Annotated in this window: 25 protein-coding genes; 17 read left to right on the top strand and 8 right to left on the bottom strand. The window is 69.7% G+C overall.

Translation table 11 applies throughout. The features are described 5' to 3' along the window. Window positions 1-41: 41 nt before the first annotated feature. Window positions 42-1,205 (bottom strand): alpha-hydroxy-acid oxidizing protein, encoded by a 1,164-nt coding sequence (locus tag ABIC28_RS09000; protein ID WP_354578827.1) that lies wholly within the window; start codon window positions 1,203-1,205, stop codon window positions 42-44. Window positions 1,206-1,324: 119 nt separating this feature from the next. Between ABIC28_RS09000 and ABIC28_RS08995 the strand changes: the two genes are divergently transcribed. Beyond that, window positions 1,325-2,311, top strand: coding sequence for an NAD(P)H-quinone oxidoreductase (locus ABIC28_RS08995; RefSeq protein WP_097213111.1), 987 nt, complete (start codon window positions 1,325-1,327; stop codon window positions 2,309-2,311). 6 nt (window positions 2,312-2,317) lie between these two features. Here the strand turns inward: ABIC28_RS08995 and ABIC28_RS08990 are convergent, their stop codons facing one another. Beyond that, window positions 2,318-3,520, bottom strand: coding sequence for a cysteine desulfurase-like protein (locus ABIC28_RS08990; RefSeq protein ID WP_097213112.1), 1,203 nt, complete (start codon window positions 3,518-3,520; stop codon window positions 2,318-2,320). Between the two features lie 182 nt (window positions 3,521-3,702). Here ABIC28_RS08990 and ABIC28_RS08985 point away from each other — a divergent pair, with 182 nt between their 5' ends. The 4 genes from ABIC28_RS08985 to glfT1 are packed head-to-tail and all read left to right on the top strand — an operon-like array spanning window position 3,703 to window position 6,933. After that, the gene (locus tag ABIC28_RS08985) at window positions 3,703-4,287 is read left to right on the top strand and encodes a bacterial proteasome activator family protein (RefSeq protein ID WP_097213113.1); all 585 of its coding nucleotides are present in this window, start codon (window positions 3,703-3,705) and stop codon (window positions 4,285-4,287) included. Between the two features lie 48 nt (window positions 4,288-4,335). Beyond that, entirely contained in the window at window positions 4,336-5,211 is an 876-nt protein-coding gene (gene wzm, locus ABIC28_RS08980) for a galactan export ABC transporter permease subunit Wzm/RfbD (protein ID WP_269589585.1), read from the top strand. A gap of 16 nt (window positions 5,212-5,227) precedes the next feature. Continuing rightward, the gene (gene wzt / locus ABIC28_RS08975; RefSeq protein ID WP_097213115.1) at window positions 5,228-6,049 is read left to right on the top strand and encodes a galactan export ABC transporter ATP-binding subunit Wzt/RfbE; all 822 of its coding nucleotides are present in this window, start codon (window positions 5,228-5,230) and stop codon (window positions 6,047-6,049) included. Beyond that, a complete protein-coding gene (gene glfT1, locus ABIC28_RS08970; protein ID WP_209927876.1) occupies window positions 6,046-6,933 on the top strand; it encodes a galactofuranosyltransferase GlfT1 in 888 nt (295 codons plus the stop codon). Before wzt ends, glfT1 begins: the two co-directional genes overlap by 4 nt. Before the next feature lie 70 nt (window positions 6,934-7,003). Here glfT1 and ABIC28_RS08965 read toward each other — a convergent pair whose 3' ends face one another. Then, the gene (locus tag ABIC28_RS08965) at window positions 7,004-8,854 is read right to left on the bottom strand and encodes a glycosyltransferase (RefSeq protein ID WP_097213117.1); all 1,851 of its coding nucleotides are present in this window, start codon (window positions 8,852-8,854) and stop codon (window positions 7,004-7,006) included. A gap of 133 nt (window positions 8,855-8,987) precedes the next feature. Between ABIC28_RS08965 and ABIC28_RS08960 the strand changes: the two genes are divergently transcribed. The 4 genes from ABIC28_RS08960 (at window position 8,988) to ABIC28_RS08945 (ending at window position 14,982) form a co-directional block, all read left to right on the top strand. Beyond that, on the top strand, window positions 8,988-11,228 hold the full coding sequence (locus ABIC28_RS08960; RefSeq protein WP_097213118.1) for a hypothetical protein: 2,241 nt from the start codon (window positions 8,988-8,990) through the stop codon (window positions 11,226-11,228). Between the two features lie 24 nt (window positions 11,229-11,252). After that, on the top strand, window positions 11,253-12,911 hold the full coding sequence (locus ABIC28_RS08955) for a glycosyltransferase family 39 protein (protein WP_354578499.1): 1,659 nt from the start codon (window positions 11,253-11,255) through the stop codon (window positions 12,909-12,911). 129 nt (window positions 12,912-13,040) lie between these two features. After that, window positions 13,041-14,048 (top strand): glycosyltransferase, encoded by a 1,008-nt coding sequence (locus ABIC28_RS08950; RefSeq protein WP_097213158.1) that lies wholly within the window; start codon window positions 13,041-13,043, stop codon window positions 14,046-14,048. A gap of 1 nt (window position 14,049) precedes the next feature. After that, on the top strand, window positions 14,050-14,982 hold the full coding sequence (locus ABIC28_RS08945; RefSeq protein ID WP_097213120.1) for an NAD-dependent epimerase/dehydratase family protein: 933 nt from the start codon (window positions 14,050-14,052) through the stop codon (window positions 14,980-14,982). Window positions 14,983-14,987: 5 nt separating this feature from the next. Here the strand turns inward: ABIC28_RS08945 and rfbB are convergent, their stop codons facing one another. Continuing rightward, window positions 14,988-16,013, bottom strand: a complete 1,026-nt coding sequence (gene rfbB / locus ABIC28_RS08940; RefSeq protein WP_097213159.1) for a dTDP-glucose 4,6-dehydratase — start codon at window positions 16,011-16,013, stop codon at window positions 14,988-14,990. Between the two features lie 62 nt (window positions 16,014-16,075). Between rfbB and rfbA the strand changes: the two genes are divergently transcribed. From rfbA to ABIC28_RS08920, 4 genes are read left to right on the top strand one after another with little or no spacing between them, the layout of a single operon-like run. Beyond that, on the top strand, window positions 16,076-16,951 hold the full coding sequence (rfbA, locus tag ABIC28_RS08935) for a glucose-1-phosphate thymidylyltransferase RfbA (RefSeq protein WP_354578496.1): 876 nt from the start codon (window positions 16,076-16,078) through the stop codon (window positions 16,949-16,951). A 3-nt stretch (window positions 16,952-16,954) separates the two neighbouring features. Continuing rightward, window positions 16,955-17,560 carry a dTDP-4-dehydrorhamnose 3,5-epimerase family protein gene (locus tag ABIC28_RS08930; protein WP_209927880.1) on the top strand — a complete coding sequence of 202 codons (606 nt, stop codon included), beginning with the start codon at window positions 16,955-16,957 and terminating at the stop codon, window positions 17,558-17,560. 40 nt (window positions 17,561-17,600) lie between these two features. Beyond that, window positions 17,601-18,095 (top strand): GtrA family protein, encoded by a 495-nt coding sequence (locus ABIC28_RS08925; protein ID WP_354578494.1) that lies wholly within the window; start codon window positions 17,601-17,603, stop codon window positions 18,093-18,095. Then, entirely contained in the window at window positions 18,092-18,922 is an 831-nt protein-coding gene (locus tag ABIC28_RS08920) for a glycosyltransferase family 2 protein (protein WP_354578492.1), read from the top strand. Before ABIC28_RS08925 ends, ABIC28_RS08920 begins: the two co-directional genes overlap by 4 nt. Before the next feature lie 12 nt (window positions 18,923-18,934). On the opposite strand, the gene ABIC28_RS08915 is transcribed toward ABIC28_RS08920, so the two are convergent. Continuing rightward, window positions 18,935-19,474, bottom strand: coding sequence for a pentapeptide repeat-containing protein (locus ABIC28_RS08915; protein ID WP_354578490.1), 540 nt, complete (start codon window positions 19,472-19,474; stop codon window positions 18,935-18,937). A 209-nt stretch (window positions 19,475-19,683) separates the two neighbouring features. On the opposite strand from ABIC28_RS08915, the gene ABIC28_RS08910 reads away from it, so the two are divergent. Continuing rightward, window positions 19,684-20,853 (top strand): S1C family serine protease, encoded by a 1,170-nt coding sequence (locus tag ABIC28_RS08910; protein ID WP_354578488.1) that lies wholly within the window; start codon window positions 19,684-19,686, stop codon window positions 20,851-20,853. Window positions 20,854-20,867: 14 nt separating this feature from the next. Here ABIC28_RS08910 and ABIC28_RS08905 read toward each other — a convergent pair whose 3' ends face one another. Then, window positions 20,868-21,779, bottom strand: a complete 912-nt coding sequence (locus tag ABIC28_RS08905; protein WP_209927883.1) for a hypothetical protein — start codon at window positions 21,777-21,779, stop codon at window positions 20,868-20,870. A gap of 39 nt (window positions 21,780-21,818) precedes the next feature. After that, window positions 21,819-22,286 (bottom strand): GtrA family protein, encoded by a 468-nt coding sequence (locus ABIC28_RS08900; RefSeq protein ID WP_097213128.1) that lies wholly within the window; start codon window positions 22,284-22,286, stop codon window positions 21,819-21,821. A 121-nt stretch (window positions 22,287-22,407) separates the two neighbouring features. On the opposite strand from ABIC28_RS08900, the gene ABIC28_RS08895 reads away from it, so the two are divergent. The 3 genes from ABIC28_RS08895 to dprE2 all read left to right on the top strand — a co-directional run bounded on the left by ABIC28_RS08895 (window position 22,408) and on the right by dprE2 (window position 25,423). Next, window positions 22,408-23,031, top strand: a complete 624-nt coding sequence (locus tag ABIC28_RS08895) for a superoxide dismutase (protein ID WP_209927950.1) — start codon at window positions 22,408-22,410, stop codon at window positions 23,029-23,031. A gap of 185 nt (window positions 23,032-23,216) precedes the next feature. Beyond that, complete coding sequence (gene dprE1 / locus ABIC28_RS08890) at window positions 23,217-24,665, top strand: decaprenylphosphoryl-beta-D-ribose oxidase (RefSeq protein ID WP_097214110.1); 1,449 nt, start codon at window positions 23,217-23,219, stop codon at window positions 24,663-24,665. Further along, the gene (gene dprE2, locus ABIC28_RS08885) at window positions 24,662-25,423 is read left to right on the top strand and encodes a decaprenylphospho-beta-D-erythro-pentofuranosid-2-ulose 2-reductase (RefSeq protein ID WP_097214111.1); all 762 of its coding nucleotides are present in this window, start codon (window positions 24,662-24,664) and stop codon (window positions 25,421-25,423) included. The genes dprE1 and dprE2 overlap by 4 nt, the downstream gene beginning before the upstream one ends. Window positions 25,424-25,514: 91 nt before the next feature. Here the strand turns inward: dprE2 and ABIC28_RS08880 are convergent, their stop codons facing one another. After that, complete coding sequence (locus tag ABIC28_RS08880; protein ID WP_097214112.1) at window positions 25,515-25,751, bottom strand: hypothetical protein; 237 nt, start codon at window positions 25,749-25,751, stop codon at window positions 25,515-25,517. Window positions 25,752-25,826: the final 75 nt, after the last annotated feature.

Below are 25,826 nucleotides of genomic sequence, written 5' to 3'. Positions count from 1 at the left end.
CTCATGATTCATACCGCTCGGTCTGAAAGTCCGGCGTTGCATCAGCCGGACACCGCGCGCAACGCGGAGGTGTCGATCTCGGCGAGGTTCGCAAACCCGGCCAATCCGAGCGTCAGATCGAAATCCGCCAGCAGGATTCGCAGCGCGTGCCGGGCGCCCGCCTTGCCCGCGAGGCCGAGCCCGTACACCCACGGCCTGCCGTAGAGCACCGCGTCCGCACCGAGCGCCAATGCCGTGAGCACGTCCGCCCCGCACCGAATTCCCGAGTCCAGCAACACATCCGCGTGGCTGCCCACCGCAGCGGCCACCGGCGCGAGGGCGTCAAGCGCGGCGATCGCACCGTCCACCTGCCTGCCGCCGTGATTGCTCACCACCACGCCCGCCGCGCCCGCGTCGACCACCGCGCGTGCGTCGTCCGGGTGCAGGATGCCCTTGACCGCGATCGGCAGGTCCGTCCACTCCCTCAGTCGGGTCACGTCGGCCGGCCGCAGGGTGTGGTTCCCGAACATCGACACCCAGGTCAGCACGGCCATCTGCATCGCCTCGGCGCTCTCCTCGGGCGCACTGGCGAGCCGGGAACGGAAGACGGGGTCGGTGAGATAGTTCGCGATCCCCTTGCCCTGCAGGAACGGAAGGTGACCGAGCTCGAGATCTCTTGGGCGCCAGCCCATTCCCGGCGTGTCCACGGTGAGCACGATCGCCTTCGCGCCCGCGGCCTCGGCCCGGCGCACCAGCGACTGCGCCACCTCGTCGTCGGCGGGCCAGTAGAGCTGATACCACCAGTTCTCGCCGGACACCGCCCCGACCTGCTCGATGGGGGTGGACGACGCCGTGGACAGCACCGAGCCGATCCCGAGCTCGTCGGCGGCCTCGCCGACCGCCAGCTCCGCGTTCGGGTGCACCAGTTCGAGGACCCCGACGGGCGCGGTCAGCACCGGCGCGGCCAGCCGGGTACCCAGCACCTCCACACTGAGGTCCCGCGCGTCAGGGGCCGCGGTCCCGCGCAGCATCCGGGGCACGATCGAGTGCCGCTCGAAGGCCGCCAGGTTCGCGGCGGCGGTCCGCTCGCTCGACGCGCTGCCCGCGATGTAGGCGAAGGCCTCCGGCGACAGCGTGGTCGCGGCCAGCTCCTCGAGCCCGGCCGCGGTCATCGGCAGATCGGGCCTGGCGCCGCCGACCCCGGACAGGTAGATCTCGTTCTGCATGTTGCCGAAGTAGGTCACCCGCGTGACGGTAGCGGGTCCCGGCCCCGGACGGGAGGGGTCGGCGCACCGGTTCGGCCGCTCCCGCGACAGCGGGACGGGCGCGGGCTAGCGTCGACATCATGCGCGCCATCACCGTGACCGGCCCCGGCGGACCCGAGGTGCTCGAGTGGGCCGAGGTCCCCGATCCGCGGCCGGGGCAGGGGCAGGTCCTCATCGACGTCGCGGCCACCGCGATCAACCGCGCCGACCTGTTGCAGCGGGAGGGCCTGTATCCCCCGCCGCCGGGAGCCAGCGAGATCCTCGGGCTCGAATGTTCGGGCACCATCGCCGAGCTCGGCGACGGCGTGCGCGGCTGGGCGGTCGGCGACCCGGTGTGCGCGCTGCTCTCCGGCGGCGGCTACGCCCAGCGGGTGACGGTCCCGGCGACCCAGCTCCTGCCGGTGCCCGAGGGCCTGGACCTGATCGCGGCGGCGGCGCTGCCCGAGGTGGCCTGCACGGTGTGGTCGAACCTGGTGATGATCGCCGGCCTGCAGGCGGGCCAGGTGGTGTTGATCCACGGCGGCGGGGGCGGCATCGGCACCCACGCGATCCAGGTGGCGGCCGCGCTCGGCGCCACCGTCGCCGCGACGGCAGGCTCCGAGCACAAGCTGGCGGTGTGCCGTCGGCTGGGCGCGTCGATCGCCGTCAACTATCGCGAGGACGACTTCGTGGCCGCGCTGTCCGCGACCCCCCGCGGCGGCGCCGACCTGATCCTCGACAACATGGGCGGCGCCTACCTCGGCCGGAACATCGATGCCCTGGCCAAGGACGGGCAGCTCTGCGTGATCGGCATGCAGGGCGGCCGGGTCGGCGAGCTGGACCTGGGCAAGCTGCTCGCCAAGCGGGGCCGGGTGTTCGCGACGGGCCTGCGCGGCAGGCCGGAGACCGGGCGCTCGAGCAAGGCCGCCATCGTCGCCGCGGTGACCGAGCGACTCTGGCCGATGGTCGCGGACGGCGCCGTCCGGCCGGTCGTGCACGCCGAGCTGCCGATCACCGAGGCCGCGCGGGCCCATGCCCTGTTGGATGCGCCCGAGACCGTCGGCAAGGTGGTGCTGACGCTCGAGTGAGGCCGATCAGCCGAGGGCGGCGACGGCGCGCACGAGCTGATCGATCTCGTACCGGGTGGTGTAGGGCGCCAGGCCGATCGTCACGGCACCGCCCTCGTCACTGACCCCGAGCGAGTCCAGCAGCCTGCTGCCGCCGCGCTCGCCGACGAGGGTCCCGATCCGGCGCTCGGCGAAATGCAGCGACACCTTCTCCGCGGGCACCCCGGCGACCGTGAAGCTGATGGTCGGCACGCGGCTGTGCGAGGTGCCGATCAGCATCACCTGGGGCAGCCGCCGCAGCGACGCCATCAGGTAGTCGAAGATCCGGTCGTGGTAGTCCTGCAGCGAGCTGATCGAGGTCTCCAGGCGCTCCCTGCGGCTGCCGCGGGCGGTCTCGTCCAGTCCGGCGAGGTAGTCGATCGAGGCGGTCAGCCCGGCGAGCAGGGCGTACTGGTGCCCGCCCATCTCCAGCCGCTCCGGTCCGGTGGCGTACGGGTTCAACGAGATCGCGGGGATCTTGTCGAGCAGCGCGGGCTCGCGGAAGATCAGGGCGCCGATCTGCGGACCGCCCCAACTCGGCGCGTTCACCGCGAGCACGTCGGCACCCATCTCGTGGATGTCCACGTGCGCGTAGGGCGCGGCCGCGATGGCGTCGGCGACCAGCAGGCCACCGACCTCGTGGATCCGGTCCGCGGCCACCCGCACGTCCGGCGCCGAACCGACGATCGGGGAGGCCGCGGTCAGCGCGACCAGTCGCGTCGTGGCCCCGATCAGCTCGGCGAACTGCCAGCTCGGCAGGTCGCAGGTGTCGATCTCGACCTCGGCCCAACGAACCTGCGCACCATAGCGATTCGCCACCCGCAACCAGGGCGCGACGTTGGCTTCCTCGTCGAGCCGGGAGAGCACGACGCCGGTGCCGAGGCCGAGCCTCGAGCTGAGTGCCTCGGCCAGCCAGGCCAACAGCACGGCCCGGTCCTGGCCGAGCACCACGCCAGCCGGGTCGCCGCCCACGAGATCGGCGACCGCCTCGCGGGCCGCCTCCAGCGTCGCGGCGCTGCGCCGCGACGAGACGTGCCTGCCGGTGTGGGAGGCCGCGGAGCCACGGAACGCGGTCGACACCGCGGTGGACACCGAATCCGGATGCTGCATGCCGGCCTGGGGATCGAGATGGATCCAACCGTCTCCGAGCGAAGGGATAAGTCCCCGCACCCGGGCGACGTCGTATGCCATGCCCGACAGCCTAGGACCTAATTTCGAATCGGTGCGATGCGGATGGCCGGATTGTGAGGCATCACAGTATCTGTAACTGCATACAACACAAATTTTTCCGGGTTCCGCGCCGCGCGCCGAAACCCGTGCATGGTTCGCCGTCGGTCGATGCGCGGGCTGCTCTCCTGATACAAGATGGAGCCATGACGCAACCGGACAATGAGCAGGTGGTCGTGATCGGACCCGACGGGCAACCCATGATGGTCGCCGCCGCAGGCCTCCCCGGCGTCGGATCGGGTCCGGGCGACACCGGCTTCGCGGGCGCGGGCCGCCCCGAGGGAGAGAACGGCGAGAATCTCGCGGAAATGGTCGAACAGCCGGCCAAGGTGATGCGAATCGGCACCATGATCAAGCAACTCCTCGAGGAAGTCCGCGCGGCACCGCTCGACGACGCCAGCCGGAACCGGCTCAAAGAGATCCACAAATCCTCGATCCGGGAGCTCGAGCAGGGCCTGGCCCCCGAACTCCGCGACGAACTCGAACGACTGACCCTGCCGTTCACCGACGACACGGTCCCCTCCGACGCCGAACTGCGGATCGCGCAGGCGCAGCTCGTCGGCTGGCTCGAGGGCCTGTTCCACGGCATCCAGACCGCGCTGTTCGCCCAGCAGATGGCGGCCCGGTCCCAGCTCGAGCAGATTCGCCAGGGTGCGCTGCCACCAGGCATGGGCGCAGGCCACGGGCACCAGAATCCGCAGCAGGGCTCGGGTACCGGCCAGTACCTGTAGCCGTGCGCCTGGTCGGCCCCGCGCGGCCGACCAGTAGGCTCGGTCACCGTGTCAGCATCCGCCCCAGAATCCGAGGCATTGGCCACCGATGTCCCCCCGGTCTCCGACTCGCAGACCCTCCGTCGCGGGTTCAAGGACCTGAGGGACGGATTCGCGCAGCGCGAACTGTGGCTGAGCCTCGGTTGGCAGGACATCAAGCAGCGCTACCGCCGCTCGGTGATCGGCCCGTTCTGGATCACCATCGCCACCGGCGTGCAGGCCACCGCCATCGGCATCCTCTACGCGGCGCTGCTGGACATGCCGCTGAACGAGTTCCTGCCCTACGTGACCGTCGGCCTGATCGTCTGGAACCTGATCAACGCCTCGATCATCGAGGGGTCCGAGGTTTTCATCGCCAACGAGGGCCTGATCAAACAGCTGCCCTCGGCCTTGAGCGTGCACATCTACCGCCTGGTGTGGCGACAGCTGCTGTTCTTCGCGCACAACCTGGTCATCTACGTGATCATGGTCGTCGCATTCGCGGTATGGCGGGACCTGAGCTGGGCATCGCTCGCGGCGATCCCCGCGGTGGCATTGCTCGTGCTCAACGCGGTGTGGGTGTCGATCGTCTTCGGCATCTTCGCCACCCGCTACCGCGACATCGCCCCCATCCTGTCGTCGATGACGCTGCTGCTCTTCGTGCTGACGCCGATCATGTGGACCACCCAGAGCCTCGTCGCGCAGGGCGGCGCGGTCGCCGAACGCGCGAGGATCGCCGAGCTCAACCCGCTCTACCACTACCTCGAGATCGTCCGCGCGCCGATGATCGGGCAGCCGCAGGCGCTGTACCACTGGTACATCGTGCTGGGGATCACCGTGGCCGGCTGGGCGCTGGCGCTCGTGGCACTGCGCAAGTACCGGGCCCGCGTGCCCTACTGGGTCTAGGAAGAGCGGTCAACAGATGACGAAGCACGTCAGTATCGACACGCACAACGCGTGCGTCGACTTCCCGATCTTCGACGCAAAGTCGCGGTCGCTGAAGAAGGCCTTCCTCGGCAAGGCCGGCGGCGCGATCGGCCGCAACGACTCCGACGTCGTGGTGGTCGAGGCCCTGCGCGACATCACCCTCTCGCTCAAGGAGGGCGACCGGATCGGGCTGGTCGGCCACAACGGCGCGGGCAAGTCGACGCTGCTCCGGCTGCTGTCCGGCATCTACGAGCCGTCCCGTGGCAGCGCCAAGATCCGCGGGCGCGTGGCGCCGGTGTTCGATCTCGGCGTCGGCATGGACCCCGAGATCTCCGGCTACGAGAACATCATCATCCGCGGCCTCTTCCTCGGCCAGACCCGCAAGCAGATGCTGGCGAAGATGGACGAGATCGCCGAGTTCACCGAACTGGGCGAATACCTGTCGATGCCGCTGCGCACGTACTCGACGGGCATGCGGGTTCGGGTCGCGATGGGCGTGGTTACCAGCATCGACCCGGAGATCCTGCTCCTCGACGAGGGCATCGGCGCGGTCGATGCGGAATTCATGAAGAAGGCCCGGATCCGGCTGCAGGCGCTGGTCGAGCGCTCCGGCATCCTGGTCTTCGCGAGCCACTCCAACGAGTTCCTCGCCCAGCTCTGCGACAGCGCGATGTGGGTCGACCACGGCCAGATCCGCATGCGGGGCGAGATCGAGGACGTCGTGCGCGCCTACGAGGGCGACGACGCCGCCGACCACGTGCGGCACGTCATCGCCGAGATGAAGCGCGAACAGGACCAGCCGGGGACCGCCCTGTGACCGAACGGATCATCGGCGTGGTGGTCACCCACAAGCGCCGCGAGCTGCTCGCCGAGTCGCTGAAGGTGCTCTCCACCCAGTCCCGGCCGCTGGACCACCTCGTGGTGGTCGACAACGCCGACGAGGCCGAGGTGCGCGCGCTCGTCGAGGGCTCGGACGTGCCGACCACCTACCTCGGCTCCAAGCACAACCTCGGCGGCGCGGGCGGGTTCGCGCTCGGCATGCTGTACGCGCTGTCCCTCGGCGCCGACTGGCTCTGGCTGGCCGACGACGACGGCCGCCCCGAGGGGCCCGAGGTACTCGCCACCCTGCTCGACTGCGCCACCCGGCACGGGCTCGCGGAGGTGTCCCCGGTGGTGTGCGACATCGACGACCCCGACCGGCTGGCGTTTCCGCTGCGCCGCGGCGTCGAGTGGCGACGACTGCGCTCCGAACTCGGAACCGAGGATCTGCTCCCGGGAATCGCCTCCCTGTTCAACGGGGCGCTGTTCTCCGCCGCCGCGGTCGACGCGGTCGGGGTCCCGGATCTGCGCCTGTTCGTCCGCGGCGACGAGGTGGAGGTGCACCGCCGCCTGGTCCGCTCCGGCCTGCCGTTCGGCACCTGCCTGCAGACCGCGTACGTGCATCCCAACGGGGCCGAGGAGTTCAAGCCGATCCTGGGCGGGCGGATGCACACCCAGTACCCGGACAACGAGACGAAGCGGTTCTACACCTACCGCAACCGCGGGTACCTGCTCTCGCAGCCGGGCATGCGACGACTGCTCCCGCAGGAGTGGCTGCGCTTCGGCTGGTTCTTCCTGATCAACCGTCGCGACCCGGCCGGTCTGCGCGACTGGGTGCGGCTGCGCAAGATGGGCAGGCAGGAACGGTTCGAGCGGAACTGACCGCCGCACCGGCCCCGATCAAGGCGTCCCCGTGCGGTCCGACCGCACGGGGACGACCTCCGGCCGCCGCCTACTGCTCGTAGAGGCGTTCCCAGTTCTCGCGACTGGTCAGCTGCGGGGCCGCGTCACGGTACTGGCGGGAAACGGCGGCGCCGTCCTCGCGCAGGCGCCGCAGCACCCGGACCGTTCGCCGCAGCAGGTCGACCGCCTTGCCCTTGTCGCGCTGACGGATCCGCACCCCGGACTGCGAGGCGTCGGTGACCACCACGTGGTCGAACAGCGAGATGTGCCACCAGTGCGCATCCTCGCGCGGAACGCTGACCAGGCCGTGCTGGGTGCGGCCGAACCACTGGTCGATGGCCCGCTTGATCAGGATCAGACGCATCGCGCTCGGCTCGCCGCCCGAGCGCCGGGTGGTGAGGTCCGCGGACCGCACCGGGGCGGTGGCCGCGTCGTGCTTGACCGTCTCCTGGTACTCGGCCCGCTCCGCGCGGATCGCGGCCATCGCCGCGATACCGCCGTCCTGCAACACCTTCGGGCCCTCGAGGAAATCCTCGATACCGCGCAGCGTGGTCGCCGCCAGCCCGTACTGCATGCCGACGAGGTACTCGCTGATCTGCCGGAAGAACTGCCGCCCCAGCCGCTTGGTGTCCAGGTCGCTGTGCAGCGCGCCGACGATCAGGGAGTTGCGGGTGCTGAAGTAGCGCGCCCAGTCGTCGAAGTCCTTCCAGTAGAAGTCCGCATGCCAGACCGCCGCGTTCGGCAGGGTGACCGTGACGAACCCCGCCTCGCGGGCGCGGACCCCGTACTCGACGTCATCCCACTGGAAGAAGATCGGGACGGGGAGGCCGACCTTCGCGACCACCTCGGCCGGGATCAGGCACGTCCACCAGGCGTTGTATCCAGCGTCGACCCGGCGCTCCTGGTTCTTCTTCAGCATGCTGGTGTTGCGCAGCGCCTTCGGCACCTTCTGCCCGTGCTGCAGGGTGCCGAGATCGACATCCTCCGCGCCCACGTTCAGGTAGTCCGGGTTGAGCAGGAACAGCATCTGGGCACCGACGAGGGTCGGCTCGACGGTCACGTTCGCGAAGGCGTTCAGTCGCAGGACGGTCTCCGGCTCGCACAGGATGTCGTCGTCCATCAGGATCACGTCGGCGTGCCCGTCGGCCGCGGAGACCTCGTAGAGACCGCGGGTGAAGCCGCCCGCGCCGCCGAGGTTGGGCTGCCGCAGGTAGTGCAGCTTGTCGCCGAACCTGGGCGCGACCTCGCCGTACAGCTCACGGTCCCGGACCAGGTCGGTCCCCTGGTCGACCACGTAGACGGAATCGATGACCTCGAGCACGCGATCGTCGGAGGCCAGCGCCGCGACTGTCTTCGCGCAGTCGTCGGCGCGGTTGAACGTGCAGATCGCGATCGCGACGGGGCGGACGGTCTCGGGCGCGGCCGCGGTCCACTCGAGGCGGTCCACGGTCAGCGGGGCGTCCAGCGCGTCGATCTCCACCCAGAGGGCGCCGCCGTCGACGAACTTGTCCAGCGGCGAGGAGAGTTCGACGGTCTCGTCGCCCGAGCCCGCGACGGCACCCACGATCCGGCGGTGCCCCGCGATGTCGGAGGCCACCAGGCGGACCCGGAAACGGCCGGAGCCGGCCGCCCGCAGGCTGACCCGCACCTCGGTGACCGTGGTCCAGCGCTGCCAGTAGCTGGCCGCGAACCGTCCGAAGTAGGTGTTGGTGTGGGCGCGCGCACCCGCGTCCAGGCGGAGCGTGTGACGTTCCCGGTCGCCGGAACCCTTGCGGAACGCGACATAGAGGTCGTCGTTGACGATCGGCGACATGCCGACGAAGACGCCGCGCTGCACGAGCAACCGCGCCGCGACCTCGGCCGCCGGGGCCCCGGACTCAAGGAATTCGGGCTTGTTCATCCAACCGCCAACTCTCGATCGTGTCGCCAATGTCCACCCGCAGGGTATCCCGACGTGCAGTTGACCGACGAAACCACCGAGCCCGACCTCGGTTAATGTCACTGGGCACCCGACCGCGCTATCTGGAGTTCTCGTGACATTCGAACCGCCCGCATCCACCCGGAGCACCCGATGGGCATGGGGGGCCGTGGTCGCGGGTGTGATCTGCCTCGGGTTCCTCCTCATCCTCAGCGTGGACCCCCGGTACTTCTACGTCGACGACACCGAGTCGGGCGCGGTCGGCAACTGGATCCAGCTCGGCCACCTGATGCGCGAGGGTCAGTGGTTCCCGACGCTGGTTCTCGACCAGTGGATGGCGGGTAACTACCCGGTCGAGGGCCAGGGCGGCCTGTGGAATCCCGTCCAGATGGCGATCAACTACGCCGCCCCGTCGGTGGACAACCTCGCCCTGCTGGCGACGGCGGTCAAGCTCGGGTTCTCGATCGTCCTCGGCTGGGGCGTCTACCGGGTGGCGATGGAGTACGGCGCCCGCCCGGCCTGGGCCGCGGTCGCGGGCGCGGCCGCCCCGTTCGGCGGTTTCACCCTGTACTTCGAGGACCCGTCCTGGGTCACCTCGCTGATCGGCATGGCGTGGGTGGTGCAGGCCTGGGCCAGCGGGGTCCGGTACGCGCGCGGCCGGTCCGGGCCGCTGCCCCTGTTCGCGTTCCTCTATCTGGCGATCAGCGTCGGCTACGCGCATTCCGCGCTGATGGCCGGCGTGCTGATCGGCTGCCTGATGATCGGCGAATACCTGTACCAGCGACGCTGGCGACCGTCCCTGCTGCTCGGCGGGGCCGGCGTGGCCGCAGCGGCGTGTGGCGCCATCACCTTCCTGCCCGGGATGCTGTCCTCGTCGGTGACCTGGCGCACCGGCGAGGAGGGCGCGCTCAACGACAACTTCCTCACCGCGCCGTGGTCGGAGACGTTCACCGCGAGCATCCCGTCGTCGGTGTCGAGCATCGAGTCGTGGACCGGGGAGACGACCACCGCGCCGATCACCTACATCGCCTGGTTCGCGATCCCGGCGCTCGCGTTCATCGCGTGGCGCAAGGCCCAGCCTGCGCTGCGGGAGTTCTCCGCCCCGCTGCTGCTGCTCGGTTTCATCCTGCTGTTCACCTCCGGTCCCAGCGATATCGGCCAGATCCGGTGGCCGGCACGGCTGCTGCCGTTCGTGGCCGTGATCTCCCTGGTGCTGCTGGCGGCCCTGCTCAGCCGCTACGGCACCACCCGCCCGCTGCGCCCACGGTTGGTGGCGGCAGGCCTGCTGGTCCTGGTGCTGGTGCTGCGCGCGAGCTCGTCGGGACCGCAGTACTTCGGGCGCCATGTGATGTGGGGCGCCCTGATCGCGGTCTTCGGTGTCCTGGCCCTGTACCTGGCCCGGCGGTTCGGCGATCGTGCCGTCGCGGCGCTGCTGATCGCGACCAGCCTGCCGATCCTCTTCTACCAGGTCTCGACCTACTCGCCCGTCCTGAGCACCTGGCACCTTCCGTCGAGCCAATCCGAGGCCAAGTCCGAGTTCCCTCGCTGGGAGGGCACCACCCTGCAACTGGGTACCAGGAGCCTGACGGAGGATGCACCCGACAGCCCGAACCTGCCGTGGCATTCGCAGGTGTACGGAAACTACGCGAAGGTGCTGGACCTCGATTACGTCAACGCCTACACCCCGATCGGACACCAGGGCTTCGGGGATCTGCTCTGCATCAAGTACGAGGGGTCGACCTGCAAAGACGCCTTCCGCAACGTGTTCGCGATCGATCGGTACACGGGAAAGACCTTCGCCGACCTGATGCTCCTCGACCGTGTCGTGGTGCAGAAGGCGCAGCACCCTGGCCTCGATCGGAAACCAGCGCCCGAGGGTTGGCAGTGGGTGACGCCGCCGGAGACCTCTGCCCCGCGACCTGCCTCGGACCAGATCTATGTACTCGAACGGATCGATGGGCGCGTCTCTGACCAGCCGGGCCGGGTCTCCGCGACGGTCGGTGCCGACGCGGTCCCGGAATCGGCGAGTGTCAATTCCGAACGCGTGCGCGTGACCTCGCCCAACGGAGGAAGTGTGATCTTCGCCCGGCTGGCGTGGCCCGGCTACCGGGCGACGCTCGACGGTCAGCCGCTGCAGACCAAGGGACTCGGCGACACGTTCCTCTACGTCGATGTCCCGCCGGGCACCGACAACGCCGAGCTCGAGATCACGTTCCGTCCGCCGGGGCAGCGACTGGGTTTCGCAGCCGCCGGGTTCGGGATCGTGGTGATCGTCATACTCACAGGGCTGTACTACCGCGGCCGTCGCACCTCCCGCGCCGACGCCCCGGTGGATGCGAACACCAGCGAGGCGTGAGCGGGCGGACCGGAAAGGTTGTCGATGAGTCGAACGCCCTCACCCGACGTCATGGCGACGACCGGGAGCGACTCGCTGCCCGCGGGTGAAGGCGCGGCGTCGCGCAGGAGCCGGCTCGCCTGGGTGCTGCTCGCCGCGGCGGGGCTGCTCGGGGTGCTCGTCCCGCTGACCCTGTCCGCGGCGACCGGCGGCCTGTCCATCCCGCACAACGACGCGTGGTCGTACAGCCGGATCGCGCAGACCTTCGGGAGCACCGGGGGCATCGAACTGCTCGGCTGGAACCGTTCGGCGCTGTTCGGGCTATTCATCGTGCTGGGGCCGCTCGCCCGCTGGCTGGTCGCCCAGCACCTCTTCGTGGCCGTGCTCGGCGTGGTCGCGCTCGCGGCGGTGTACGACCTGGTCGCGCCGTCGGTGGGTCGGGCGCGCGCCGCCCTCGCCGTGCTGATCGTCGCGATCTGGCCGGGATTCGGCCTGCTGACCACCAGCTTCATGCTCGACGTGCCCGCGATGGCGGCGATCATGGTCTGCCTCGCCGTCGGCCGAAGGGCACTGCGGAGCGGGTCGCTGGTGCTGCTGGCGGTGTCGATGGCCGTCGGATTCTGGGGTTTCACGATCCGCGAGCAGGCGCTCGCCGCACCGGCCGCGGTGTTGGCGGTCGCCACGGTGACCGCATGGCGCTCGCGGCGCAGGCGTGACTGGATCGCCGTGGCGGGTGCCGGCGCGATATTGCTCACCGCGGTCGTCGGGTTCGAACTGTGGCGCCAGTCCTTCGGCGCAGGCGACCCGCCGGTGCTGGCCGTGCCGGAGAGCCTGGCGAAGGTCGGCGGACGCATCCTGGTCCAGGGCTATTTCGTCCTGGCACTGGGTGCGGCGCCCGCGGTGCTGCTGGTGGCTCGCCCGTGGCGCTGGGGCCGCGGCGCGCTCCTCGCCTCCGCCGCGGCCGCGGGGGTCGCGCTGTGGACGGTGTACCGCTACGGCACCAAGAACTTCTTCGTCGGCAACTACCTCGACCCCGCCGGGCCGTACTGGGCAGCGGGCCACGGCCGCCCCGCCGCGATCTTCCCCAGCGTGCTGTGGTGGCTCATCGTGGCGCTCGCGTGCGGTTCCGGGGTGCTGCTCGCCGGCGTGCTCACGCGACAACTCCGCCGGGTCGACCCGGTGCTCGGCACGTTCGGGGCGCTGATGGTGCTCGGCAATCTCGCGACCGCGTTGACCGGGCAGAACCTGTTCGACCGCTACTGGCTGCTGCTGCTGCCGACGCTGCTGGCGATCGTCCTGTCCGAACGGACCGGACTCCCGCCGACGCCGCCGCGGCACCCGACCCTCGCCCGCGTCGCCGAGCGACTGCCCGCCGCGGCCGCGCTCGCCGGGCTGGCGGTCGTCTCGCTGATGATCACCGCCGCCGGTCTCGCCTACGACTCCGCCCGGTGGAACGCGGCCGAACACCTGGTGGCGACGGGCGTCCCGGCCGTCGACGTCGACGCCGGGCTGGAATGGAACGGCTATCACTCGGCCGTCGGCATGTCGCCGCCCGGTTCGTGGATCTTCCCCGGCAACCGCTCCTGCTACCTGGTGAGCGTCGCGGAGCGCCCTGGCGAGGACGCCGCGATGGTCTGGACCTACCGGCCCCTCCTGGTCGCGGGCAATGCCCGGCTATGGGTCTACGGCGACGATTGCCCGTAGGCCGACAACGCGGCAGACATCACACGGTGGCGGCGAACACACGACGTGGGCGTTCGACCGTCGTCGTCCCGAGTAAACTCCCAGCCCGTGACCTCCGATGACGCCCGACCCACGGTGGCTCCGCACCGGATCTCCGTCGTGGTGCCGGTGTACCAGGGCGCTCAGACGCTGCGCGCCCTGATCGACGAGATCCTGCCGTGGACGACGCCCCGCTTCACCCCCGCAGGCCGACCGATGCTGGTCGAGGAGGTCCTGCTCGTCTTCGACCACGGCCCCGACGACTCGGCCGAGGTCATCCGGCAGCTGGCATCCGAACACTCCTTCGTCAGGCCGATCTGGCTGAGTCGGAACTTCGGACAGCACCCCGCGACCCTGGCAGGTATGGCCTCGAGCGGGGGCGAGTGGATCGTCACCATGGACGAGGACGGTCAGCACGACCCCGCCGCGATCGGCGGACTGCTCGACACCGCACTCGACGAGCAGGCCACCGTCGTCTACGCGAGCCCGACGAACGCCGCGCCGCACGGGATGCTGCGCAACGCCGCCTCCAGGGGCTCGAAGTGGCTCATCGCGCGCGCTCTGTCCGGCGACAACACCCGCAGCTTCCAGAGCTTCCGGCTGGTCCTCGGCGAGGTCGGCCGCTCGGTGGCCGCATATGCCGGGTCCGAGGCCTACCTTGACGTCGCGCTCGGCTGGATCGCGGGCGACGTGACGACCAGCCCGGTGGCGCTGCGCGCCGAGCACGGCCGCCGCTCCGGCTACCACCTGCGCAGCCTGCTCTCCCACTTCTGGCGCATGGTGCTCTCCAGCGGGACCAAGGGCCTGCGCATGGTCAGCTTCATCGGGGTGCTGTTCGCCGCCCTCGGCCTGGCGCTGGTGCTGTACGTGCTGGTGTCGTACCTGTTCTTCGATGTCCACAGCGAGGTTCGGGGCTGGGCCTCGACGATGGTGATCCTGCTGTTCGGCATGGGTGCGATCCTGTTCTCCCTCGGGGTGATCGCCGAGTACGTCGGGGTCAACGTGAAGACCGCGATGGGCAAGCCGCCCTACCTGATCGTCGGCGATCCGGCGGCGGGCCCGCTCGGACGGGCCGAGCCGGTGCCGCACGAACACCGAACCGACCCGGCGGAAGCCTGACTTGAACACCCCGACCTGGGTCGTCGGCGGCGGCGGACTGCTCGGCAGCGCCGTCACCCGCGAGCTCGGGCGACGGGGCCTGCGGGTCGAGACCAGCCGGGTTCCCTGGCACGACGGCGACCTCGCCAGGAAGGTGCTCTTCGCGGACGCTCGCCGGGTGATCGACTCGGCCGAGGGTGGACCGTGGCGGCTCGTCTGGTGCGCCGGGATCGGCGTGAACGGCACCACCGCCGAAGAGTTCGCCGCGGAGAACGCCGTCGTGTCCGACGTACTGGGCGAGATCGCCCGGATCGCCCGCGGCCCCGCGGGACCCGGCGTGGTCCTGCACGCCTCCTCGGCGGGCGGGGTGTACGCCGGCTCGTCCGGGGCGCCCTACACGGAGGACACCGACCCGGTACCGCTCGGCGACTACGGCCGCGCGAAGCTGGCGGCCGAGCAGCTGATGCACCGCTTCGGCGCCGACACGGGGTCGTCCGTCGTCGTGGGGCGGTTCGCCAACCTGTACGGACCCGGCCAGAACCTGACCAAGCCGCAGGGACTCATCTCGCACCTGTGCCGCGGCTACCTGATGTCGGCACCGATCTCGATCTACGTGCCGATGGACACGATGCGCGACTACCTGTTCGTGACGGACGCGGCCGCGATGGTCGCCGACGCCCTCGACCTCGCGCAGTCCCGGCCCGGCGAGCGGGTCACCAAGATCTTCGCCTCGGGCCAGAGCACCACCATCGGCGCCCTGCTCGGCGCCTGCCGGACGGTCTTCCGCCGCAAGCCCACCGTCGTGCTCGCATCGTCGCCGCTCGCGAACGTCCAGTCCGGGGACCTGCGGTTGCGCTCGACGGTCTGGCCGGAACTGGATCGCCGGCCGTACCGGACCCTGCCCGCCGGCATCGCCGCCACACTGGAGGCGACCCGGCACTCACTCGGCCGGTAGTCGGGTCAGCTCGCCGGGTCGGCGGACCCCAGCACCGTCTCGCCCGCCGCGGCGTAGGCCCGTTCCGTGGCGTCCTTCTGCGGACGCCACCACTGCTCGTTGTCGCGGTACCAGTCGACGGTCGCGGCCAGGCCGGAGCGGAAGTCCCGGTATCGCGGCTGCCAGCCGAGCTCGGTGCGCAGCCGGGTTGCGTCGATGGCGTATCGCATGTCGTGGCCCGGCCGGTCGGTGACCGCGTCGAAATCGTCCGGATCCTTGCCGAGCAACTCCAGGATGGTCCGCACGACGGTGCGGTTGTCGACCTCGCCGTCCGCGCCGATCAGGTAGGTCTCCCCCGGCGTGCCGCGCTCGATGATCGTCCACACGGCGCGGTTGTGGTCCTCGACGTGAATCCAGTCACGGACATTGAGGCCCTGACCGTAGAGCTTCGGACGGACACCGTCGAGGACGTTCGTGATCTGCCGCGGGATGAACTTCTCCACGTGCTGGTACGGCCCGTAGTTGTTCGAGCAGTTCGAGATGGTCGCGGAGATGCCGAACGAGCGGGCCCAGGCGCGCACCAGCAGGTCGCTCGACGCCTTCGTCGAGGAGTACGGGCTCGACGGGTTGTACGGGGTGGCCTCGGTGAACCGCGCCGGGTCGTCGAGTTCCAGGTCGCCGTACACCTCGTCGGTGGAGATGTGGTGGTAGCGCACGCCGTGCTTGCGAATGGCCTCCAGCAGCGTGAAGGTGCCGATCACGTTGGTCCGCACGAACGGGGACGGATCGCCCAGCGAGTTGTCGTTGTGCGACTCCGCCGCGAAGTGCACGACGAGATCCGTCCCGGCGATCAGCCGGTCGACCAGGTCGGCGTCGGCGATGTCGCCCTGGACGAACTCGATCCGGTCCCGGACCGGCGCCAGCGATTCGACGTTGCCCGCGTAGGTCAGCGCGTCGAGGACGGTCACCTCCACATCGGGCCGCTCGTCGACGGTCTGCTGGACAAAATTGGCGCCGATGAATCCAGCACCGCCGGTCACGAGTAGCTTCACGGTCCGCACGATACCGGTGGCCGGAGTTTGCCAGGGAACCGAACACTGGAACACTGCCCGCTATGCGCGGAATCATTCTGGCCGGTGGAACAGGGTCCCGGCTGCATCCGATCACGCTCGGGGTCAGCAAGCAGCTGGTGCCCGTGTTCGACAAGCCGATGATCTATTACCCGCTGTCGACGCTGATGTTGGCAGGGATCCGCGACATCCTGGTGATCACCACCCCCGAGGACGCCGAACAGTTCCAGCGGCTGCTCGGGGACGGATCCCGCTTCGGTGTCTCCCTGACCTACCAGGTGCAGGCCGAGCCCAACGGGCTGGCGCAGGCGTTCGTGCTCGGCGCCGAGCACATCGGTTCGGACTCCGCCGCGCTGGTGCTCGGCGACAACATCTTCTACGGACCCGGCCTTGGTACCCGGCTGACGCGGTTCGAGGAGATCGAGGGCGGCGCGGTGTTCGCGTACTGGGTCGCCGACCCGACCGCGTACGGCGTGATCGAGTTCGACGGCGACGGTCGCGCGATCTCGCTGGAGGAGAAGCCCCAGCGGCCGCGCTCCAACTACGCGGTGCCCGGGCTGTACTTCTACGACAACGACGTGGTGTCGATCGCCCGCGACCTGTCGCCGTCGGCACGCGGCGAGTACGAGATCACCGACGTCAACCGCGCCTATCTCGAGGCGGGCCGGCTGCAGGTCGAGGTGTTGCCGCGCGGCACAGCGTGGCTGGACACCGGCACCTTCGACTCGCTGCTCGACGCCTCGAACTACGTACGCACCATCGAGGAGCGGCAGGGCCTGAAGATCGGCGCACCGGAGGAGGTGGCCTGGCGGCGGGGCTTCATCACCGACGACGAGCTGCGGGTGCGGGCCGAGGCCCTCGTCAAGTCCGGTTACGGCAACTATCTGCTCGGTCTGCTCGACCGCGGCAAGGAATGGTGAGGAATGCAGTTTCGCGAACTGAAAGTGCCCGGCGCCTGGGAGTTCACCCCCAAGCAGCTCGGTGACGACCGCGGGGTGTTCCTGGAGTGGTTCCGGGACCCGACGTTCACCGAGGCCGCCGGCCGCACCCTCGACCTGCAGCAGGCCAACTGCTCGGTCTCCGCGGCAGGCGTGCTGCGGGGCGTCCACTTCGCCGACGTGCCGCCCGGCCAGGCCAAGTACGTGACCTGCGTCCGCGGCGCGGTCCTCGACGTCGCGGTGGACCTGCGGGTCGGCTCGCCGACGTTCGGGGTCTGGGACGCGGTACTGCTCGACGACGTCGACCGCCGTGCGGTGTTCCTGAGCGAGGGTCTCGGACACGCGTTCCTCTCGCTCGAGGACGACTCCACCGTCGTCTACCTGTGCTCGACCGGGTACGCGCCGGGCCGCGAGCACGGCATCGATCCGCTCGATCCGGAGGTCGGCATCGACTGGCCCACCGCGGGCCGGGACGGCGCCGAGTTCGAGTTCCGACTCTCCGACAAGGACGCGGCCGCGCCGTCGCTCGCCGCCGCGCTCGAGTCCGGGCTGCTGCCGCGGTTCGGCGCCGGTACCCAACCCCTCGGGTAGGGTGCACCGGGCAGTACCACCAGCGATGAAGGACCACCAGTTGACCGACCGAGGTCCCCACGACCCGAGTTCGGGCACCGCCGAGGCGACCCCGCCCGCGGGCATGTCGGGCGGTGCCGGACCGCTGATGCGGCTGGTGAAGAACCAGGGGCTGGCCTTCCTGGTGGTCGGCGGGTTCAACACGGCGCTCGGCACGGCCTGGTTCATCGTCTGGCAGCTCGCCCTCGGCGACCAGCTCGGCTACCACTTCGCGATCGTCGCCGGCTACCTGTGCAACGTGCTGTGCGCGTTCGCGATGTACCGCTACCTGGTGTTCCGCGTCCGCGGGCACCTGCTGCGTGACCTGTGGCGGTTCGTCGTGGTCAACTTCGGCGCCTTCGCGATCAACATGGCCCTGATGACGCTGGCGGTGTCGGTGTTCGGGTTCCCGCCGATCCCGGCGCAGATCGCGATCACCGCGGTGACCGCGACCGCGAGCTTCTTCGGGTATCGAGATTTCTCCTTCAGTAGAAAGAAAAGGTCTGGTTCCGCATGACGCCTCGGGTCTCCGTCGTCGTTCCGGCGTACAACAACGCCGACTACATCGCCGAAACCATCGACTCGATCCTCGGACAGACCTTCGAGGACTTCGAGCTGATCATCGCCGACCACTCGTCGAGCGACGGCACCCTCGCCGCCCTGGCCCCCTACGCCGACGACCCCCGCGTCACGATCCTGAACACCCCGGCGGGTGGAGGCGCCAAGGCCAACTGGGACCGCGTCAGCCAGGCCGCGAACGGCGACCTGCTCAAGCTGGTGTGCGGCGACGACACGATCTTCCCGACCTGCCTCGCCGAGCAGGTGGCCGCGTTCGACGAGCACCCGGAGACGGTGCTGGTCGCCTCGCAGCGCACCCTGGTCGACGCGGCGGGCAAGACCGTGCTCGCCGCCCGCGGACTGGCGGGCCTGTCCGGGCCGGTCAGCGGTCGGGTCGCCGCACGGCGGGCCGTGACCGCGGGAGCGAACATCTTCGGCGAGCCCGGCTGCGTGCTGATGCGACGGGCCGTGCTCGAGAAGATCGGCTGGTGGGACGACGCCAACCCGTACCTGATCGACGAGGCCACCTATGTCGGCGTCGCCCTGCACGGCGACGTCGTGGCGATCCCCCGTCCACTCGCGTCGTTCCGCATCAACGCCGGCCAGTGGAGCGTGCGGCTGGCGCGCCAGCAGGCCTCCCAGGCGGCGGCCTTCCACGAGACGCTGCGGGCGGCCGAACCGGGACTGCTGTCCGCGATGGACGTGCGGATCGGCAACGCCAAGGCGCTGGGCACCTCGTTCATGCGCCGCGCCGTGTACATGGTGCTCAAGCGACGAATGGGCTGACCGAGCAGGCGCTCAGTTCCAGTTGATGCCAAGGGATCCGAAGCCGACCGATCCCAGTCCGGTGACGAGGATTCCCTCGGTGAGGATGCCGGTGTTGCCCGAGCCGGTGTTGAGCGAGCCGGTGTTCAGGGACCCCACGTTGCCGGATCCTGTGTTACCGAACCCGACATTGCCCGAGCCGGTGTTCGCGGACCCGATGTTGCCCGAGCCGGTGTTCGCGGACCCCACGTTGTCGGAGCCGGTGTTGTAGGACCCGGTGTTCTGCGAGCCGGTGTTGTCGGGGCCGTTGTTGGACGACCCCGCGCTGCCGGAGTCGAAGGTGAGCCCGAGGCTGCCGAGCCCGGCGAAGCCGGTGTTCAGGCTGCCGATGGCGGGGTGGGTCAGCGAGTCCGCGAACTCCGCCAGGCCCGTCGGCGGCGCGGCGCCGGGCGCAGCAGGGCCGGTGGACGCGACGGCGATACCTGCCGAGCCGGCCGTCACGAGCGCCGATGCGAGGGCGATGGTCGTCGCCCGAGCGAGACGACGCGACCTCCCCTTCGATGTGACCTCCATGGAAGTGCCCCTCCCCGGTTCGCAACGAATGAACGTGCACGCGCCAGGGACGCTACCGCCGCAACCGCGCCGAACTGCCGAAATCGGCACTTTTCGGCGAGTCCGGCAGTGAAGCGGGGCGCCAAACGCCCGACCGCGCATGGGCCGTCCGCGTAATCTTGAACGACCGCACCACGCCGACCAGAGCCCCCTCCGGATGCCGGGTGGACATGAGCAGGACCGAGCGCGACCGGACCACCCCGCAGCGTCGCCGTGCCCGCCGGACGCTGGCGATCCTGGCCGTCGCAGCGGCCGTCACCGCCGGCCTGCTCGCCGGCCAACGCCTGGCCTCGGACCCGCCGAACCAGCTTCCCGCCCCGGCACAATCGGGTGTCGTCGCCCCGGAAGTCGCGACCCCGCAGTCGATTCCGCCACCAGCACCACCGCCGCCGATCCTGCTCACCCCCGAACAGATCCACCAACGCGTGGCGCCGACGACCGTGCACCTGATCTCCCGCGTCGGCTGGCGCGAGACCGCGGGGACCGGCATCGTGCTCACCCCGGACGGCCTCGTCCTGACCAACCATCACGTGATCGACGGCGCCACCGACATCATGGCGGTGAACCAGGGCAACGGCGCTAGCTACGACGTCGAGGTGGCCGGGTACGACCGGACCCGCGACCTCGCGGTGCTGCGACTCGCGGGCGCCACCGGGCTGCCGACGCCCGCGCTCGGCCACTCCGCCGCGGTACGGACCGGCGATCCGGTGACCGCCATCGGCAACGCCGAGGGCGCTGGCGTCCCGCTGGCGGCGGGCGGCATCGTCACCGCCCTGAACCGATCCGTCACCGCGCGCGACTCGGCCGACGGCTCGACCAACAAGCTGTCCGGCCTGATCGAGGTGAACGCCGACATCCGGCCGGGCGATTCGGGCGGGCCGCTGGTCGACGCCACCGGCTCCGTCATCGGGGTCAGCACCGCGGGCACCGCCGTCTCGCACGACGAGGGGCCGACACCCGCACCGCCGCGGGAGATCAAGTCGTTCGCGGTCCCGATCGACGAGGCGATCACGGTCGTGGACCAGGTCCGCGAGGGCCGCGGCTCGGAGACCGTGCACGTCGGGCCGACGGCCCTGCTCGGCATCAGCGTCAGCGACTCCGTCACGGTCCCCGGCGCCCGGGTGGTCGCGGTCAGCTACGGCACGCCTGCCGAGGGGGCCGGGCTGGCGCGCGGCGACGTGATCACGACCTTCGACGGCAAGCCGATCCGGACCGCGGCCGAACTCACCGCGATGATGGTCGCCCGGCATCCAGGCGATCGCATCGAACTGGGGTGGACCGACGCGAGCGGCGGGTCGCGGTCCGCGACGATCGTGCTGACCACCGGTCCGCCTCGGTGACCTGCCCCTCCAGCTCAGCCGGTGGCTTCCGAACGCACGACGGGCGCCTGCTCGCCGGCCGCTCGAGGCGCGGATACCCGATCGAGCCGATAGTGCAGTCGCATCGCCACCCGTCGCCACATCCGCAGCACGTGGTCGGTGCGGAGGACGCCTTCACGGTCGACGTAGATGCGGAACTCCTCGCGGATCGGGACCCGGGCCGCATAGTGGCGCCCCCGCTCGAGGACGGTGACATAGGCGCCGTCGGCACCGAACTCGCCTGCCGGGGACTCCAGGAGCAGCGACCCGTCGGGGCCGTTCTGCGGGCGCAGGAAGACCTGGACATTGCCGTGCTCCAGCGGGAAGCTCACGTGGATACTGGGCCGGTCGTGTCCGGGTAGCAGGGCGCTGCGGTAGTACCCGCTGTACATGAAGTCGCCCGTACCGCGCAGCGTCCGCAACCAGGCCGAGCCGGCGTGGTTGCCTTCGCCGTCAACCACTTTCGTGATCGTGGTGTCCACCCCGTGCGCCGCGGCGAGCGGATCGACCGGGAGCGCCAGTTGCTGCACCCGCTTGCCGTACAACCGGCCGATGATCGATCCGGCCGGCGCGAACAACGGTGACCACTTGGTCCAGATCTCCATCCGCCATTGGCTGGTGTGCTCGTAGAAATCCCGGATCGCCGGATCGAGCCGCTCGGGGTCGAATCCGGGTCCGGCGAGACACTCCATGTCCGGCAGCAGTCCGGCGTCGGCATCCGCGGCGATGAGCGCTCCGCCGAGTCGCTCCGCCTCGACCGGAAGCCAGTGGTCCCGGACGACTCCCGCCGCCGAGGTGGGTGCCGTCAGCCATGCGTGGTCACCGCCCAGGTCAACGGGACGCCCCACCGTGCGCCACCACAACCGCGACACCCTGTCCGCGATCGGCCACAACCGATTGTGTTCCACGCGGACAGCGTGTCACAGCGCGACCGCGCTACCGGTTCGCTAGTGGATCTTGAAGATGACCGCGCGCTGGACGACGAAATTGATCACCGTCGCGGTGCCCTGCGCGATGACGAAGGCCAGCGGGGTCCGCCACCACTCGTCCGCGAACACGTTGTTCATCAGCTCATTGAGCCCGACCTGCACGGCGAAGGTCACCGCGTAGAGCGCCACCACCGCGACGAATCGGGCGCGGCTGGGCGGCGCCTTGAACGTCCAGCGCCGGTTGATCAGGTACGCGGTGCTGGTGCCCGCGACGAAGCCGATCGACTTGGCCACGAAGCGCGGCAGCCCGAGCGCAAGGAACAGCGTGTACAGCCCGTAGTCGACGACCGCGGACAACCCACCCGTCGCGATGAAGCGCACCATCTGCGTCTTGAGGTCCACATCGGTGCCGCCCGGCTCGTCGACGAGGGGCAGCTCGACGGGTAGCGGCAGGTGCGGCTCGGGGGCGCTGGCGGTTCCGGACACCGGTCGAGAGTAGGCGACGCCGCCACCGGTGCGCGCGCGTGACCTCTCACACAACCCCTGGACCTCCAGTGCGGTTGAGGTTGCAGGATCGGGTTCACGTCAACCGCTAAAGGAGCATCTCGTGTCTGTCTACTCGCTGCCTGAACTGCCCTACGACTACGCCGCCCTCGAGCCGCACATCTCCGGCAAGATCATGGAGCTGCACCACGACAAGCACCACGCCGCCTACGTCGCAGGCGCCAACACCGCCCTCGACAAGCTCGCCGAACTCCGCGCCGCCGACGCCGTCGCCCCCGTCGTCAACCTGCACGAGAAGAACCTCGCCTTCCACCTCGGCGGCCACACCAACCACACCGTCTTCTGGAACAACCTCAGCCCCGACGGCGGCGACAAGCCCGAAGGCGAACTCGCCGCAGCCATCGACGACCAGTTCGGCGGCTTCGACGCCTTCCGCACCCACTTCAACGCCAACGCCAACGCCATCCAGGGCTCCGGCTGGTCCATCCTCGCCTGGGACTCCATCGGCCAGCGACTGATCATCGTCCAGCTCTACGACCAGCAGGGCAACATCTCCATCGGCCTCACCCCCCTGCTCATGCTCGACATGTGGGAGCACGCCTTCTACCTCGACTACCAGAACGTCAAGGGCGACTACGTCAACGCCTTCTGGAACATCGTCAACTGGAACGACGTCGCCGCACGCTTCGACCGCGCCCGCACCCAGACCGCAGGACTCATCGTCTAGTCCCGCCCGGCCGAGTGTGCACTTGCCGGGCCAAACCCCCAGGAACGGCGACGGGAGCTGCACACTCGGCGGGTCCGGGCCGGGCGCCGAGTGTGCAGCTACCGGGCCAAACGTCGAGTGGCGGCGGCCATACCTGCACACTCGCCAGGGGTCGGATCCGCTACCGCCAGGTAACCTCTACAACGATGTCCACGACAGCTGAAGAGTCCCCGGCCGCCGCCGTGCAGCCGCAGCCTCTGACCACCCAGACCCGCACCCTGACCGGCTGGGGGCGCACCGCGCCCACCACCGCCCAGGTGCTGTCCACGCCCGACGTCGAGGTGATCGCCAGCGCGGTCGCGCAGGTCGCCGAGCAGAACGAGGGCAAGCCGTCCTACCTGCGGCGCGGCGTCATCGCCCGCGGGCTCGGCCGGTCCTACGGCGATCCGGCGCAGAACGCAGGCGGCCTGGTCATCGACATGAATGCGCTCAATCGCATTCATCGCATCGATCGCGACACCGCCCTGGTGGACGTCGACGCCGGTGTGAATCTGGACCAGCTGATGAAGGCGGCCCTGCCGTTCGGCCTGTGGGTTCCGGTACTTCCGGGCACCCGCCAGGTCACGATCGGCGGCGCCATCGGCTCCGACATCCACGGCAAGAACCACCACAGCGCCGGCAGCTTCGGCAACCACGTCGTGTCGCTGGACCTGCTGACCGCCGACGGCAAGGTCCGCACGCTCACCCCCAAGGGCGGGCGCAACGATCCCAAGGCCGCGCTCTTCTGGGCGACGGTCGGCGGCATGGGCCTGACGGGCATCATCCTGCGCGCCACCATCAAGATGACGCCCACCGAGACGGCGTACTTCATCGCGGACAGCGTCCGCACCACCAGCCTCGACGAGACCATCGCGCTGCACAGCGACGGCTCCGAGGAAAACTACGACTACTCGTCGGCGTGGTTCGACGCGATCTCCGCGCCGCCGAAGCTGGGCCGAGCGGCCGTGTCCCGCGGCTCGCTGGCGAAGCTGGACCAGCTGCCGGCCAAGCTGCAGAAGGATCCACTGCGGTTCAACGCCAAGCCTCTGGTGACGTTCCCGGACATCTTCCCGAACGGCCTCGCCAACAAACTCGACTTCACGATCGTCGGCGAGCTGTATTACCGGAAGACGAAGAACGCCACCAACCAGGTCCAGAATCTGACGGCGTTCTACCACCCGCTCGACCTGTTCGGGGAGTGGAACCGCGCCTACGGATCCAACGGATTCCTGCAGTACCAGTTCGTGGTGCCGCCCGAGGCGGTCGACGAGTTCAAGAAGATCATCGTCGACATCCAGCGGTCGGGCTTCTACTCGTTCCTCAACGTGTTCAAGCTGTTCGGCGAGGGCAACCAGGCGCCGCTGAGCTTCCCGATGCACGGCTGGAACGTCTGCGTCGATTTCCCGATCAAGGCCGGCCTGAACGAGTTCGTCACCGAACTCGACAAGCGTGTCCTCGAATTCGGCGGCCGGCTGTACACCGCCAAGGACTCGCGCACCACCGCCGAGACCTTCCACGCCATGTACCCGCGGATCGACGAGTGGATCGCGACCCGCCGGAAGTACGACCCCACAGGCGTTTTCGCCTCCGATATGTCCAGAAGGTTGGAACTGTGATCAACGCCGTGGGTAACCCCCAGACCCTGCTGCTCCTCGGCGGCACCTCCGAGATCGGCCTGGCCATCTGCGAGGAGTACCTGAAGAAGGCTCCGATGCGGGTGGTACTGGCCGCACTGCCTGGCGATCCGGGCCGCGACGCCGCCGTCGCCCAGCTGAAGGCCAAGGGCGCCACCGAGGTCGAGCTCGTCGACTTCGACGCCGTGGACACCGAGTCGCACCCGAAGGTGATCGACGCGGCCTGGTCCAAGGGCGACGTCGATGTCGCGATCGTCGCGTTCGCGCTGGACGGCGACGCCGAGGAGCTGTGGCAGAACCAGCGCAAGGCCGTGCTGGTGGCCAACGTCAACTACACCGCGGCGGTGTCGGTCGGTGTGCTCGTCGGCGAGAAGATGAAGGCGCAGGGCTTCGGCCGCATCATCGCGATGTCCTCGGTCGCCGGTGAGCGCGTCAAGCGCGCCAACTTCGTCTACGGCTCCACCAAGGCCGGCCTCGACGGCTTCTACCTCGGCCTGGGTGAGGCCCTCGCCCAGTTCGGACCGAAGGTCACGGTGGTCCGGCCCGGCATGGTGCGCACCCAGTTCAGCGCGCACGTCAAGGAAGCCCCGCTGACGGTCAACAAGGACATCGTCGCCTCGCTCGCCGTCGCCGCGTCCGACAAGGGCAAGGAAATCGTCTGGACCCCGGGCCCCTGGCGCTTCGTGATGATGGCGCTGCGGCACGTGCCGCGGGCGATCTTCCGCAAGCTGCCGATCTAGCCCCACACGACCCGCAGCACCCGACGAATCGGCCCCACCACAGTGCACCGTGGTGGGGCCGATTCGTCGTTCGGGCAGGGCCGCACGTCGCTCATCCAGGCATGACCCGCCGCCATTGGCCGTTGCTCTCACAGGTCTGGTAGCTGCCGTCCGGGAGATAGACCTTGCTGCCGACGCTGTATTCCTTGCCGTCGTGCACGCAGACGACCGCCTGCGTTCCCTCGGCCGAGCTGCGGATCTCCGCCTGGGCGACCGAGGCGGTGGCCCCGATCGATCCCGCGGCGACGAGTAACGCGATGCCGAGCGTCTTTGCGGTTCGAGAGATCATCTGAGGCTTTCCGTTGGGATCGGGTGCGGGTGGACTACACCAAATATGGCGCGTCGAGGCCCACACCACCAGGCA

It is taken from the genome of Rhodococcus sp. PvR044 (assembly GCF_040548995.1).
GTDB classification, from domain to species: Bacteria; Actinomycetota; Actinomycetes; order Mycobacteriales; family Mycobacteriaceae; genus Rhodococcus_G; species Rhodococcus_G oryzae.
The sequence above is the reverse complement of the archived record's forward strand: the minus strand, read 5'-3'. Positions and strand labels throughout refer to the sequence as shown.